This window comes from Arthrospira sp. PCC 9901 (assembly GCF_059013425.1).
In genome coordinates, this window is sequence record NZ_CP102296.1 from 4258824 (window position 1) to 4274089 (window position 15266).

At 44.7% G+C, this 15266-nt stretch carries 14 protein-coding genes and 1 tRNA gene; 9 read left to right on the forward strand and 6 right to left on the reverse strand.

All coding sequences use genetic code 11. The annotated features are described in order from the left end of the window. The first annotated feature begins 128 nt into the window (after nt 1-128). The gene (locus tag NLZ44_RS18925) at nt 129-5243 is read left to right on the forward strand and encodes a Calx-beta domain-containing protein (RefSeq protein ID WP_493750779.1); all 5115 of its coding nucleotides are present in this window, start codon (nt 129-131) and stop codon (nt 5241-5243) included. A gap of 141 nt (nt 5244-5384) precedes the next feature. Then, the gene (locus NLZ44_RS18930; RefSeq protein WP_493750780.1) at nt 5385-6218 is read left to right on the forward strand and encodes a calcium-binding protein; all 834 of its coding nucleotides are present in this window, start codon (nt 5385-5387) and stop codon (nt 6216-6218) included. A gap of 48 nt (nt 6219-6266) precedes the next feature. On the opposite strand, the gene NLZ44_RS18935 is transcribed toward NLZ44_RS18930, so the two are convergent. Continuing rightward, nucleotides 6267-6623: a hypothetical protein gene (locus NLZ44_RS18935; protein WP_493750781.1), complete on the reverse strand. Its 357-nt coding sequence runs from the start codon at nt 6621-6623 to the stop codon at nt 6267-6269. 76 nt (nt 6624-6699) lie between these two features. On the opposite strand from NLZ44_RS18935, the gene NLZ44_RS18940 reads away from it, so the two are divergent. The 3 genes from NLZ44_RS18940 (at nt 6700) to NLZ44_RS18950 (ending at nt 8293) form a co-directional block, all read left to right on the forward strand. Then, nucleotides 6700-7407 (forward strand): YdcF family protein, encoded by a 708-nt coding sequence (locus NLZ44_RS18940; RefSeq protein ID WP_493750782.1) that lies wholly within the window; start codon nt 6700-6702, stop codon nt 7405-7407. Nucleotides 7408-7570: 163 nt separating this feature from the next. Continuing rightward, nucleotides 7571-7658 (forward strand) — tRNA-Ser (locus NLZ44_RS18945). Between the two features lie 440 nt (nt 7659-8098). Beyond that, nucleotides 8099-8293, forward strand: coding sequence for a hypothetical protein (locus NLZ44_RS18950; RefSeq protein WP_158536347.1), 195 nt, complete (start codon nt 8099-8101; stop codon nt 8291-8293). Between the two features lie 198 nt (nt 8294-8491). Here NLZ44_RS18950 and NLZ44_RS18955 read toward each other — a convergent pair whose 3' ends face one another. From NLZ44_RS18955 to NLZ44_RS18970, 4 genes are all read right to left on the reverse strand, one after another. After that, nucleotides 8492-8830 (reverse strand): hypothetical protein, encoded by a 339-nt coding sequence (locus NLZ44_RS18955; protein WP_493750783.1) that lies wholly within the window; start codon nt 8828-8830, stop codon nt 8492-8494. Continuing rightward, nucleotides 8823-9074: a hypothetical protein gene (locus NLZ44_RS18960; RefSeq protein ID WP_493750784.1), complete on the reverse strand. Its 252-nt coding sequence runs from the start codon at nt 9072-9074 to the stop codon at nt 8823-8825. Before NLZ44_RS18960 ends, NLZ44_RS18955 begins: the two co-directional genes overlap by 8 nt. A 78-nt stretch (nt 9075-9152) precedes the next feature. Further along, a complete protein-coding gene (locus NLZ44_RS18965; protein ID WP_111892168.1) occupies nt 9153-9362 on the reverse strand; it encodes a hypothetical protein in 210 nt (69 codons plus the stop codon). Nucleotides 9363-9396: 34 nt separating this feature from the next. Further along, nucleotides 9397-9864, reverse strand: a complete 468-nt coding sequence (locus NLZ44_RS18970) for a hypothetical protein (RefSeq protein WP_233497743.1) — start codon at nt 9862-9864, stop codon at nt 9397-9399. Between the two features lie 316 nt (nt 9865-10180). Between NLZ44_RS18970 and NLZ44_RS18975 the strand changes: the two genes are divergently transcribed. The 3 genes from NLZ44_RS18975 to NLZ44_RS18985 all read left to right on the forward strand — a co-directional run bounded on the left by NLZ44_RS18975 (nt 10181) and on the right by NLZ44_RS18985 (nt 12249). Further along, on the forward strand, nt 10181-11335 hold the full coding sequence (locus tag NLZ44_RS18975; protein WP_493750785.1) for a transposase: 1155 nt from the start codon (nt 10181-10183) through the stop codon (nt 11333-11335). Nucleotides 11336-11653: 318 nt separating this feature from the next. Further along, entirely contained in the window at nt 11654-12013 is a 360-nt protein-coding gene (locus NLZ44_RS18980; protein WP_111892372.1) for a hypothetical protein, read from the forward strand. Beyond that, on the forward strand, nt 12010-12249 hold the full coding sequence (locus tag NLZ44_RS18985; RefSeq protein WP_233497782.1) for a hypothetical protein: 240 nt from the start codon (nt 12010-12012) through the stop codon (nt 12247-12249). Before NLZ44_RS18980 ends, NLZ44_RS18985 begins: the two co-directional genes overlap by 4 nt. Before the next feature lie 878 nt (nt 12250-13127). Here NLZ44_RS18985 and NLZ44_RS18990 read toward each other — a convergent pair. Beyond that, on the reverse strand, nt 13128-14531 hold the full coding sequence (locus NLZ44_RS18990; protein ID WP_493750786.1) for a site-specific integrase: 1404 nt from the start codon (nt 14529-14531) through the stop codon (nt 13128-13130). A 297-nt stretch (nt 14532-14828) separates the two neighbouring features. Between NLZ44_RS18990 and NLZ44_RS18995 the strand changes: the two genes are divergently transcribed. After that, nucleotides 14829-15257, forward strand: coding sequence for a photosystem I reaction center subunit II PsaD (locus NLZ44_RS18995; RefSeq protein ID WP_006616635.1), 429 nt, complete (start codon nt 14829-14831; stop codon nt 15255-15257). The last annotated feature ends 9 nt before the right edge of the window (nt 15258-15266 follow it).

Here is a 15266-nt window from a genome sequence, read left to right on the forward strand (position 1 = left end):
CCCCAATTTGTGAAAAAATCTTATTGTAATTTCGGTCAATGTAGAAGATAATTCGATCAGGTTCTGTAGCCTATTCTCAGAAATTCCCGTGTTCATCGGGAAAAAATCATCACCAGCCACAACCGATCATGATCAAAGTTAGTCCATCCACCAGCCTAGTCATCATCGACCCCAATGTTGACAACCACCAAAGCCTAGCCGCCGGGATAATTCCCGGCAGCCATGTCCTGATACTAGATCATGATCGGCATCCCATCGACCAAATCACTGCAGCCATTGAAAGCGCGCCGCACCCCATTTGTAGCCTTCACCTAGTAGCCCACGGCTTACCGGGTCAAATCAACCTAGGAGAAACCCATCTCAACCTAAGCACCATTGACAGCTACCCCCAGATCCATAAATGGAAAGTCCGGCAGATTTGCCTTTACACCTGCCATATAGCGGCTAACCACGGTCAAAAATTCCTCAAACGACTGCATGAAATAACTGGTGCAGCGATCGCCGCCTCAGTCCAAGCCGTAGGGAACCCCAGGAAGGGAGGAACCTGGACCCTAGACCATCATCTGGGTGAGATCATATCATCGGTCCCATTTTCCCCGCAACTGCAACAGACCTACCCTGGTATATTTGCCACATTCACCGTCACCAATAGCGACGACCAAGGGCCAGGTTCTCTGCGTCAGGCGATTCTGGACTCCAACGCCGCCGTAGAATCAGAACCCAACCAGATTGTATTCGATCTATTCATCCTTGATCCAGGTTTCGACTTTGGTACAGACACCTATACTATCAGCCCAGAGTCAGCCCTTCCCCCCATTACCAACCCAGTAATCATAGACGGTACCACCCAGGGAGGATTTAGGGGAACCCCAATTATCCAACTTGATGGCAGTATAGCCGGGGCGGCTAGTGGCTTAACCGTAACAGGAGGAAACACCACCATCACCGGACTAGCCATTAACGGCTTTTCCCAATTTGGCATCGAATTAATCGAAGAGGGCAATAATACCATTGTCGGTAACTATATCGGTATTGATAGCCTAGGCACAACCGCCCTAGGTAATGGCTTTGGTATCTCAATTTCCAATAGCGCCAATAACATAATTGGCAGCCCCGAAAACCCCAACCTGATCTCCGGTCAAAATTTCAGTGGCATAGTTATAGATGGGGTTAACGCCACAGATAACCAAATTCAAGGGAATATTATCGGTAGTGACATTAGGGGCGACTTAGATTTAGGTAATGGTCGGTGGGGGATTTTGATCAACGCCAATAATAATGCGATCGCCAACAATACCATAGCCTTTAACCGTCGCGACGGTATCGCCGTAGAAACAGGCACTGGCAACACCATAACCAATAATGCCATCATCAATAACAGTGGACTCGGCATTGATTTAGGTAGAGATGGCATCACCGTCAACGACCCCCAGGATCTCGATACAGGTGCCAATAGCCGGCAAAACTTCCCCATCCTGTCCGGCGCTTTTTCCGACGAAACCACTACCACCATCACCGGAAACCTCAACAGTACCCCCAATAGTACCTTTACCCTGCAATTTTTCTCCAATACCCAAGCCACCCGCCAAGGTCGCGACTTAATCGGGGAAACCCCTGTCACCACCGACGACAACGGCGACACCAGCTTTGTTCTCAACCTTCCCATAGCCCTAGGAATAGGAGATTTTGTCACCGCCACCGCCACTAATACCCAGGGCGACACCTCCGAATTTTCTGGGGCGCGCGCCGCCCAACCCCCTGCTACAATTAACTTCACCCGCGCCAGCTATCGAGTTAACGAAGACGGCACCCCAGAGGGGGCAGAAATCACCCTAGACCGGGGAGGAGATATCAGCGCCGCCTCAGTTATCACCCTGCGCCTACAGGACGGCACTGCCACCGGGGCCACACCTCCCCTCAACCCCAACTCTGGTATCCAAGACTTTGACAACACCCCCCAAACCATCATTTTCCAACCCGGGGAAACCAGAGTCAACCTAACCATTCCCATCAATGATGATACAGTTGTCGAAGAAAACGAAACCTTTGAATTAGTCCTAGATAGTCTAGCAGGCGGTAATATTAATGCCCTAGTCGGTTCCCAGGGTACAGCCACCGTCACCATTATCGATAACGAAGTCCTCCCCGGAGTCCTAGAAATTAGCCAAAGGGAATTTCGTGTCACCGAAGGAACCCCCGCCGCCCTAATTACCATTAACCGCATTGAAGGCGACCAGGGAAGTGTTAGCGCCACCCTCAACCTGCGAGACGCTACAGCCACATCCCCAGAAGATTACACTAATATTTCCCCCGTAGTCGTTCAATTTGCTGACGGCGAAACTAGCCAAACCGTCAGGGTTCCCATTACCGATGATGATATTCCCGAACCCACAGAAACCGTTGATATTAGCCTATCAAATCCTACCGGAGGCGCAAGATTGGGGCGGTCTAACGCCACCTTAATTATCGAAGACGATGATAACACCGCCGGACTAATTACCTTTGATGCAGTCGAATATACCGTCACTGAGGGAACCCCTAGCGTCACCGCCACCGTCTTACGGCGAGATGGTAGCGCCGGGGCTGTTAGTGTCGTATTTTTAGCAGCTAATGGCACTGCTACCGCCCCCCAAGACTTTATTAATAATACCCCCATTGAGTTGGAATTTGCCGATGGTCAAACCCGGCGCACCGTCAGTATTCCCATTGTTGACGATGATATATTTGAGGAAACCGAAACCTTTAATTTGTTCCTCGATAGTATTAGCGGCGGCGCGAGTTATGGAGAAACCAGACGCGCTATAGTCACCATTTTTGATAATGATGATCCTCCCGGAAATTTAGAATTTGAACAAGTCGAATATACCGTCACCGAAGGCAGCCCTAATGTCGAAATCACCGTGGTTAGGGTTAATGGTAGCGCCGGGGAAATTAGCACCGATTTACTAATTAGAGATGGTACAGCCAAAGCCCCCCAGGATTATACTAATATCTCCCCCCGCACCTTGCGATTTACTGACGGTCAAACTCGCCAAATTGTCAGAATTCCCATTATTGATGATGACATCCGAGAAGACCCGGAAACCTTTACCGTCTCCCTATTAAATCCTAGTCAAGGAACCCGCTTAGGTCAAAGACGCACAGCTACTGTCACCATTGAAGATAACGATAATCCCCCCGGAACTTTAGCCTTTGAACAGGCGGAATATAACGTTGTTGAAGGTGTACCATTCGCCACAATTACCATTAGTCGTAGTGAAGGAGATTTAGGGGAAGTTAGCGCCGAACTTATTATTACTGACGGCACAGCTACCGCCCCAGAAGATTATCAAAATATATCCCCAGTTACCATAGAATTTGCTGATGGTCAACTTAGCCAAACGGTTAATATTCCCATTGTTGATGATGATATAATAGAAAACGATGAAACCGTTAACTTACTCCTAGATAATCCCACGGGCGGGGCAGTTATTGGCCAACAAAGCACCGCGATTTTAGTTATTGAAGATAACGATAACCCCGTGGGTACTATTCAATTTGCTGAGGCTAAATTTGAGGTCGGCGAAGCCACTCCTAACGCCGTTATTACCCTCATTCGTAGTGGCGGTAGCCAAGGAGTTATCAGGGCTAATGTTAACCTCGCTGACAATACCGCTACTTCCCCCGATGACTATATCAATAATTCCCCCATTCTCGTAGAATTTGCTGATGGTCAACTGGTGCAAACCTTCACTATCCCTATTGTTGATGATGATATTTTAGAAGATGATGAAATCGTCGATCTGATTTTAGACTCTCCTGATGGAGATGTATTTTTTGGTCGTCAAAATACCGCCCAACTCATTATTATTGATGATGAAATCCCCCCGAATAACCCGCCAACTATTTCGGAGATTTCTGATCAAACCCTATTCCAAAATATCCCCGCCCCCACGATCGCATTTAGTGTGGAAGATGTGGAAACTCCCGCCACGGAATTAGTCGTTACTGCTAGTTCCGATAATCCTGACTTAATTCCCCTAGAAGGAATTATCCTGTCAGGAGAAGCGGAAAATCGCAATCTGCTGATTATTCCCGCCCCCGACCAAAGCGGCGAAGCACTTATTACTATCACAGTTTCTGATGGAGAAGATACCACCAGTGATGAGTTTCTAGTAACAGTTAGTTCTCAAGCAGATTTAGTGGTGAATTTTGCCCCGGGTTCCCCCTTGGTCACTAGGGAAAGTGGGTCTACTGTTGAACTGATTGTCTTCTTGGAAAATGCCCCCACAGATGATGTGATTATTGCAGTAGAAACCTCTGACCCCACCGAGGGTATTCCTAGCCCCACAGAACTTATCTTTACCCCTGATAATTGGGATACAGCCCAAACTGTGGTCGTTACCGGACAACCTGACCAAGAACCAGATGGCGATCGCCCCTATACTATTAATTTAGTCAGTAGTAGCCTCGATCTGAGTTATCATGAAATTAGCCGTGCGATCGCCCTGACTAACCTTGATGTACCAGTGGCCATCATTCCTGAACCCCTAGAAGTCGATACCCTCATTGGTGGTGAAGGGTCCGATGTATTTTTACTGCGAAATCACGGCGACCAATTCGCCCCCCTAAGTCCCGCTGTCAGTCAATTTGGTACACCCAATAATGATAGTTTAGAGGGCTCTGATGGTAATGATGTCATTCTCGCCCGGGGTGGAAATGACACAATTCTAGGTTTCGGTGAAGATGACTTCCTAGACGGACAAGGGGGAGATGATCTCATTTTCGGCGGTCAAGGTAATGATATCCTCATTGGTAATCCAGGAGATGATACCCTATTTGGCGAAAGGGGTAGTGATGTCCTCTATGGTGGTCCAGGGAGAGATATCTTATATGGAAATGAAGAGAATGACACCATCTATGGAGACCAGGATGATGATACCATTTACGGCGGGCAAGGTAATGACTCTCTCGTAGGTGGAACAGGTAGCGACCTGTTATTGGGTGATAAGGGGGATGATACCTTAATGGGTATTAGCGGTCGAGTTCCTGGTTATACATTAATTGATGACTTTGATATTGATGAGGATATCATCCAATTAACTGGCTTCCGAGGAACTTTTCGACTCGAACCTTCTCCGGAACAATTACCCCCCGGGACAGCAATTGTCCGTCAAAATCGCCAAGGAGATTTTGAGTTGATTGCAGTAGTTAAGGACGTTTTCGGCTTGGATTTGGAGGCAGATTATTTTAGATTTTCTTAACTAATCGCTAGAAGGTTCATGTCATACAAGTAAATGACAATACAGACGCAAATATCGGATTTTTTGCCAAATTTCCTGATGTAAAATGAAGGTAGCAGAAAACACAGTGCAAGTCCGAGTTGTTGTTTATTTTTTATACCCATGGAAGACCTAATTCAAAATCTAACCAATACCGAAACCCCGGAAACCCCGGAAACCCCGGAAACCCCGGTAATACCTATACCTCCCCGTGTATCTACGGATGAGATAGATACCTTATTTGGTGGTCCTGGTAATAATGTTTTCCTACTTCAGAATCATTTTAACCAATTGCCTCCCCTGAGTCCACCCACTACTCAAATTGGTACTAACGACGACGACGAGTTATTTGGAACCAATCAGAATGATGTCATCCTAGGTCGCGGCGGAAATGATACCATTTACGCATTTATGGGTGATGATTTCATAGATGGTCAAGGGGGAGATGACCTGATTTATGGCGGTCAGGGTAATGATATCTTATCAGGGGCTGAAGGTAGAGATACCATATTCGGCGATATCGGTGATGATATCATTTACGGTGGCGCAGATGACGACCTGTTATTTGGCAACCAGGGCAATGATACAATTTATGGTGACGGCGGCAATGATACCATCTATGGGGGTCAGGGAGACGATTACCTAGTGGGCGGTAGTGGTAATGACCTGTTATTTGGTGACACCGGAAATGATACCCTAGTGGGGATAAGTCGCGCCGGAAGAGGTTACACCCTCATCGGTGATTTTGACCCAGAAAAAGATACGGTGATGTTACGGGGACTCAGAGCCAATCATGAATTAGTTCCATCCCTGGATTTATCTGTTGCTACCAATGTTAGTCTACCACAAGGGACGGCAATTATTCAGACCACCCTAGATGGTACTCGGCAACTGTTGGCCGTTATTCAAGATAATTTCTTTCTGGATATTGACGCGAGTTATTTCGACTTCTTATGACGGTTTCAGGGCGCTATGACTAATCATAGCGCCTTTACCATCATCGGGTTAATTATTTTCCAGTTTCGCACTACAGGTTAAGGCTACATCCACCAATTCATCTGGGGCTTGTCCAGTTTCCTGAAGTTGCTGTACGATACCAACAAACTCCTCAATCGAAAATCGATCTTGATACTCAAAAATGGTACACTGACAGATAGTTTGCGCCTGTTGGGGAGTTAGCCCTGACCTCTGCGATCGCTCACGACAATTGCTCACATAATTGCTGACAAACTCTTGAGGATAAGCATTCCTGGGTTGTTGTTGGTAACTAGGAGATTCAGCAGCAGCCATCGTAGAGACAGTCACCGTGACAGTCAGGGAACCTAGGAAAAAAAATGGTTGCCAAATTGGGGGTATGCTCATGTTATATTTATTGCGTATCAGCCTGCGGAAGTCTCCACAATTTGACATTATAGCAGTAGGATTTGGGAAGCCTTAGATGAGGAAGCCTCAGAACACCCCCAGGTTGATTAGACAAGGCGATCGCCGCCTTTTGAGGCTTGTGAGCATAGCAGCGATCGCCTTAATGTTGTTCATGAGTCTAGGACTGGTCAATCACCTATTAATAATGCGATCGTCCGCTAGAGAACCCGTTGATACCTTCTTAGTATTGGGGGGAAGTATTCGCCGAGAAATCTATGTTTCCCAACTAGCCACAGAATATCCACAAATCCCCATTATCATTTCTAAAGGTTCCGACGATCCCTGCATTGTCAAGCTATTTGAACGCAACAAAGCCCCCAGCCAAGGAGTTTGGTTAGAAAAATGTGCCAACTCCACCTTCGGCAATTATATGTTTAGTCAACCCTTACTCACCCAGTGGGGTGCGCGCCATGTAAAAATCCTCACCTCAGATACCCATCTTCCCAGGGCTCAATGGATGGCTAGAATCATGTTAGGATCCCATGGGATTTGGCCAGAAATGGAATTAGTAGAAGAATCCGGGATACCCGGGAACACAGAATCTCTCATCAAAACCATATTAGACCTCAGCAGAGCCATACTTTGGGCTTTTTTTAGCCAGATCTGGCAACCGAGTTGTTCTGATGTTGTTCACCTTCCAGAAGTCGATATGGCTTCCTGGTGTGAAAATGGTTTTACCTGCGAGTATCAGGGGGGAGTTGATCCCGAATCCCTATGCAATTAGAAAATCAGCAGAAGTAACCCCCGATCTCTAAAATGGAGTAAAACCAGTTCGCAGCATTAGAGTGGGGTGCTTTTCTGTGTCTGTGGGCCAACCAACACCTACAGCTTTTTTGTTGAAATTTTCCCAGGAAATGCTATAATGATTAATGGGCTTGGAAATGCCTGGAGAGGTGGCAGAGATGGTCGATTGCGACGGACTCGAAATTCGTTAGGGGTGCAAGCTCCTCGTGGGTTCGAATCCCACCCTCTCCGGTTTTGCTATCACCCTACCCTAACGGCGATTATCGGGAAACACTCAACCCGATAGTCGCATTACTACACTCTTAATACACTCCACTTAGTCTTAACACACGGGACAATTAGTGCATATCCCTTAGCAACAAAGCTTAATTATTGACGGGTTAATCAATAAGCACAACTTAATTAATCTGTCAAATATCTATATCACCACCCCAACCAAACAAGCGATAGGTTAACTCCCTTACGATACCCGTCAAGGGTATCCCTATCGGTTCGTACCTCACCCTTGACTGCTATCGTATCGGTCGTTTCCCCAATAGTGTTTGTTCCGGTTAGGGTGGAGGATTGTTTCTCAAAATCAACCACTACAGCAGTAAAGGATAATTCCCCAATCTATCAATGTACAAAGATAGTCGAGCTATTTTTCGTGGACTAGACCTATAGGTAAACCTATGAGCGATCGCCGTAGTGATTGTCTATGGGACCAAGCCATGATTGTTACTGAGGGGATTCTTGGGAGTGCGATCGCAAAACCTGAATCATCTCCTGCCGGAACTAACCCGATACCCCTAAACCATTTTCTAATTGATGACGATTGCCGTGATGAGAGTCGATACCAACATAATCACCTTACCCAAAAACCTTAGCCGTAGGTTGTAGATAAAACCATCTGCTAGGGGTAGCTTAGTTATGGGTATTATCTGGACATGATAGGGTAGGCATTCATATATTCTCACTCTCATTATGAGTTCTCATTATGAGTTCCCAAAAATATGCAGACACCCCTACAGTCAGAAACCATAGGGGGCCATTTTAGGGTTATGGGTTAGGTGCTAGGTAGGCTACTAGGGTTTTCGATTGCTATCGGGGTTGCACCGATAAAACATAGCCATAGCAACCTGTTGGATTTTTTCGTTTGTCATTTGGTCAGATTTTCCGATATAGATGTGATGGTTAACCGTACCGTCCCAACCTTTCAGATTCCAGTACGCAAAACCATTGATTGATGTTTTCTTGCATGCTGTAAACCGTTTACCATTCAACTCAAGCGAAAATGATTTGTTTTTTCTCAGGTATTCAAACCATTCTGGAGTGTCTAACTCTATACAAGTTCCAATAGGTCCTTGTAGGTAGTTGCTAAAAACGCCGGCGTGTAAATTGACTACAGGTAACAATCTAGGCATTGAATTCGCCTCCCATAAAAATATCACTACTGTATCCATTGCTATTAAAGTTGGGTATAAATGGTGCTGGTTGAATGATTGCATCGTGGGATGATATCCATTGTTGATGTACCGTCATAAAGTCAATAGCGGCATTGTGCGCAACCTCGGCTAACTTAATTCTGGTATCTTGGTTGCTGTAGGGAATATCCCGTGACATTAACTGGATATAAATATCGCGCGCTAATTCCGCAATAACCATCATTTTTGCTTGTTATTCATTCATAATTAAAACTCCATACAGTCGTTTTTGTCGTAGTTTAGCGTCATTGCGGACGGGTATTTACTGGACTTTATCCATCAGGTGTTTTGTGTAATTCAATTGTTTAATCAGTAATTGCCTTTTGAGTTCTGTAGCAGCTAATTCTGTTTCACAATCGTCTAAAATTGATTTTAACGTTGCCAAGCCTTCCTCCTTGTTGCTGTTGTAAACTAAACTATCTACCATAGTTTTAAACTTTACAAACATCTGATTTGTGATATCTTTCATCATTTTTGTTCTCCTAGGTTAATAAACTAATTGGAAATCAAACAATTTGTTTCCATACATTTTTACCGTTAACATTAATCATGTTATAGCCTCTATTTTTCATCAGATTGGTTAATTCATTTACAGTAACCCGTGAATCTAAGTAACCATCATTTTTAGCGGTTTCTATGGCTATCTTCAGCGTCTTGGGGTCAATATCTGTTACCGGTTCGATTAATTCGGGACAGCCTGCTTTTATCGCTTGCTCATTTTGTTTAGTTTTACTCTCAATACTTTGAGCAATAAAACTATCTAAGAATTGTTCTGTACCGCTAGATACTGTAAATATTTTTTCTTCTACCAATTCCCAGTAGTGATTAAATACTTTAATTGAACTATCTATCGATGTTTTGTATATCATTGAATGCGTAGCGATTACATCAATGGATAATCTGTCATTAATTGTGTCTTGTTTTCTTTTTTGTATCGCTCTTTTGGTCAATACTCCGGACAGTTTTTTGGGCATTATCGAGTTGAGTCGGCAAGACAAACGCCTGTCACCTATATCAGGCAAAGGATGCCAGGGATGTGCCGTCTCGTGCAACAAGTCGAGTTGGGAAAAGAAAGGGAGTTGCCGAGGGTGTGAGCTGACGTCGTTGAGAGAGACACCAGAGAGCGGCGGTGTTGGCTGGCCGAGTTGGAGAAAAGCTATCCATCGTCTAAAGTGCAGGTGGTAAATCTAACAAAGCCGCACAGATGGATAGCCTAAAGAGCATTGTAGCGGGTCTGCTGGAAACAGCGACCCATTTAGTAAACCCCAGCAGAAATTTCTGATGACCCTGATGACCACTCTCTTTGTCGTTTGTGGTCGAGTCAACTATACAAATCTCAGCCGCTACAGCCGTCTCGACGAGCGGACCTATCGACGACACTTCGAGACGGGTCTGGGACTTGAAAGTCTCAACCGCCGCTTAATCGAACAGCTACGACCCGACGACAGCGAACAGATAGTAGTAGTCGATTGCACCTTCAACGAGAAAAGTGGTCGTCACACCTATGGCTTGGATTGGTTTGACAACAGCAAAGCTCAACGAGCCGAAAAAGGACTCGAATGGTCGGTCGTGGCTATTATCGACTTGCAGCAGAAGACGGGCTATACCTTGTCGGCCCAACAAACGGAAGCGGACTTGAGAACTCAGAAGACCCCAACCGAGGACCAAGTGGCTTCGAGGGGCCGCTTGAATTTCTACCTCGGGCATCTGGCTTACTGCACAATCTTTTTCCCTGACTGGATTCGTTATATAGTGGCTGATGGCTTTTACAGCAAGTCCAAATGGGTCAATGGGGTGGTGAGCTTAGGCTTCGAGGCCATCGGTCGCTTGCGTAGCGATGCCAATCTTAAGTTTCTCTATGACGGTCCTCATACGGGACGAGGTCGCCCCCGTCGCTATGACGGTAAGGTCGATTTGACTGACCCGAGTCGTTTAACTTTCGTCACCACTTTAGACGAAGGAGTTTCTCTGTATACAGCGGTGGTCTGGTCAGTGAACTTTCGACGGCCAGTTCGTTTGGCTTATTTGCTCAAAGAACAGGATGGACGATGCAGTTACGTGGTTTTGTTTTCCACCGATGTCACCATTGACCCTCTCCATCTCTATCGTTGTTACACCGCTCGTTTCCAAATTGAGTTTATTTTTCGTGATGCTCGTCAGTTTCTGGGGTTCTCTGATTGCCAGGCTCGCTCGGCTGAAGCCCTCGATTCCCATGTTAATGCCAGTCTCATGGCTCTCAATTTAGCCAAAGCCACCTTACAATCGACCCAATCGACCCACACTGATGCTGAACCTTTGAGTTTTTCCATCACCTCGCTCAAACGCTTGGCTCTCAATGAGCATCTTTTTGACCTATTTATCGATATGTTGGACTTAGACCCGACTTTAATTAAATCCCATCCCAAATACTCAGAACTCCTATCCTACGGTTCTCTTTCACCCTAAATCTGTCCGGAGTATTGAGAGTATTAGCCACTGGTTATATGTGGGTTAGTTTCTCTACACATCATCAAGCTCATACATTTAGTCCATCTGTAGCAGGATTACGCTGTTATATGTCTCAAGCTAACAACGAAATATATCTAGTAACTCACTTTACAGATAGTGGTTATAACGGTGTAAGTTGGGATTTATTATCGTGTGAGGATGATATCAATATTTATTTTTCCTGGAATCCATTGTCAATAGATGTTGATGGATTAACTCATGCAACAGAGTCTGGTCTTCAAACTATTAGACCTACTCACTGGATAACTTAATAATATGCCTAACAACTACGATATATCAGAGAATAAATGGTTTTTAACTGACAACCAATATTTTATCAAAGAGGATGATACCCCACACGGGAGTAAACGATTGCCCGATGATATATCTGGCAGTAAATTTGTTAGAATATTATTTAATGCAGACCAAGTCCCTGTTTATTGGAAAATGGCGGGATGGTTAAAATTTTACGCATACAATGATGTTAAACAGAATATGATGGTTAAACGTGAGACTATTTGGCTCAATGAATATCAAATAATCGAATCACCCCCATATAGCAGTTTTTATGCGGTATTTGACCCGTTAGAACGGATAAAATGGTTCACTCTTTATTTTTGGATATTAACACAATGAATATAGTAATTATTGAATTAGCTTTAATAGTAGTTATAGTTATATTTTCGACTTATGCGATACTTAAAGAGGATAAGGTTATCGAGTCAAAACTTGACTATAACAGTGAATTGTTGCGTATTTTACTTGATTTTATGAAAAGTTCCTTTGATAGAATCGTTTGTAAATCGAGTAACAATCATCAGAACCCTAACCGTAAAGATACCCCTAATGCTGATGATTGGCGAAAACCCTAACGCCTAACCCATAACCCAATACCCTAAAATGGCCCCCTATGGTTTCTGACTGTAGGGGGTGTCTATGTATTTTTGGGTTTTCATTATGATAATTCACTATGAAAGCGAGAGTATATGAATGCTCACCCTATCGTGTCCACATAATACCCATAACTATTTTACCTACAATAGATAGCTAAGATTTTGGGGGTGAACTGATTATGTGGGTAATGGTTGTTGCACGTGATGATTGCCAACATAGATTTGACCCCATAGACAATCACTACAGCGATCGCTCATAGGTTTACCTATAGGTCTAGTCCACGAAAAATAGCTCGACTATCTTTGTACATTGATAGATTGGGGAATTATCCTTTACTGCTGTAGTGGTTGATTTTGAGAAACAATCCTCCACCCTAACCGGAACAAACACTATTGGGGAAACGACCGATACGATAGCAGTCAAGGGTGAGGTACGAACCGATAGGGATACCCTTGACGGGTATCGTAAGGGAGTTAACCTATCGCTTGTTTGGTTGGGGTGGTGATATAGATATTTGACAGATTAATTAAGTTGTGCTTATTGATTAACCCGTCAATAATTAAGCTTTGTTGCTAAGGGATATGCGCTAATTGTCCCGTATGTTAAGACTAGATAGAGTGTATTAAGAGTGTAGTAATGCGACTATCGGGTTAAGTGTTTCCCGACAATCGCCGTTAGGGTAGGGTGATAGCAAAACCGGAGAGGGTGGGATTCTAAGTCGTCAGGATAGCTATAACCCCTATTCTACCGTCACTCTAATGCACTCAATGCCGATCGCACATTTAGGAGTTAGTGTCAAATGAAACCCCCTAGGTATTTAGCCTAGAGGGTGTTGTATTGTGGGTTTATTAGGGAATTAATCGTCTAATTGATAGATTAGTCTAAGGCCTGCTTTCATTTCTGGGGATTCTGGGTCAATACCATGATTGAGTAATGTTTGCTTTGCCATTTCTAGCGGCAATGGCTGTTTGTGATGTCGTGTCAGGATACCTAACTCTGTGGCAAGGTTGCGACGTTTTTTGTACTTGCTGTCATTGACCGCAACACTGTGAGCAAACGAACGCGCCCTGATTTCCTGTGGTATCCCGTTCATCTCTCCCAGTTGGTTGGCTAGATGTCGGAAAGCATAGGTTTGAGTAATTCCCCAATTATGACGCTTAAGCCAAGACCGATGATTATCATTAAATTTGCCGGGTTCTTTAGAGTTTGTGATAGGTAAACAGACGTTATGAATCCCTAGGCGGTTAATCAAAGTTTTGTCTTTTGACATCGGGACTGCTAACCGTTGACCTGTTTTGGTGCTACTACCAAAGTAAGTAAACTCACCAATAACCAGCACTAACTCAAGGTTGTTAGGGTCAGATATGGCTGGGAAAGTGATGCCGTCAATCTTGACTGCCTTGTTTAGGTTTTGGACCGCTGCTATCTCTGATGGTCTCAACCCGTATAAAGCGCACATTGCCGACACCCAACACCAACCATCACGTGCCTGATTTTCCATGACAGAACGATAATCAGTGTTGCGTTCCTTATTTAGCAAACTTAGTAAGGTGTCCAAGTCTATACTTTGGGATTTGGTAAATACTGTTTGAGCGGGATTAATCTTGTCTAGCTTGTCCAGTGCTTTCTTGCATCCAGCACGTTCCGCTACTTGTTTTAACCGATAGTATCTGTCTTTAAAGGTTTTACTGCCTACCGGGTTGCTGTCATCCTGTAGTGGGCTATACAATGCCTCTTTGATACCCTCCCAGCTAACGTAAGTATCCCAATCTGTAACTTTGTTAAATACATCAAGGAAACATCGTTTAAATGAACTTTTATCGCTAGATATATCGCGGGAACGTTTTCGCTTGGTGTTTTTGTGTACGCCATTAAAATAATCATCCTCCATTTCTTTAAACACTTGACGATAAGTGATTAAGTCATTCTCTAGGGGGGTTTTGTTTTCATCAAGGATAGTAGCCTTGTACCAGTCCAGCCATTCAGATACTGACTGGAATTGTCCGTCAAGGGATTTATGAACTAACCAGGCTTTGTCAACAGCCTTACGGATACCCTCAGAAGTGAACTGACAATTACATCCCCGTTGCTTACGTCCCCCGGTTTCCGGGTCAGTGGTAATATCTAGCTGAATCGTCCCCCGGTTACGCTTAATCCTGACACCCTTGGGACATTGTTTGCGGGATAGGTTAAAAAACTCAAGAATGTCTTGAAAGCCTTGATATGTACCACTATGTGTACTGTTTGTACTTACACTCATTTTGCACTAACTCCTAAATGTGCGATCGCTATTGAGTGCATTAGAGTGGCGGTAAAATAGGGGTTATAGCTATCCTGACGACTTAGAATCCCACCCTCTCCGGTTTTGCTCAGGCTCAATCATGACCAGCCCTGGCGCTAATCCCTACCTGTGCGAGCGATCGCCTGCGAGGGGTTGGGCCAAGGTTTGGCTGTTTTTATGGCTGCTGTGGATATCTGTGTAACGGATCTTTACGATCGCTACTGACAAGGTATTATCAGTGATAGGATGCCGTAAAAACCTTTGAGATAATTTTCTATGGTAGAAACACTGACAGGAAAAGCTCCCAAATTCGGTGGTAGCACAGGTGGTCTTCTCACCAAAGCCCAAGTTGAGGAGAAATATGCCATTACCTGGACCAGCACCAAAGAACAGGTGTTTGAAATGCCCACAGGTGGCGCAGCTATTATGAACGAGGGAGAAAACTTGCTCTATCTGGCTCGCAAAGAGCAGTGTCTCGCCTTGGGAACCCAACTGCGGACTAAATTCAAGCCGAAAATCGAGGATTTCAAAATCTATCGGATTTTCCCCAATGGCGAAATGGAATATCTCCACCCCAAAGATGGCGTTTTCCCTGAGAAAGTTAACGAAGGTCGGGAGTTTAACGGAAAAATCGATCGCAAGATTGGTGACAACCCCAACCCAGCTAGTGTCAAATTCAGCGGTAAAGCCACCTACGAGTCTTAGGGGTCTATG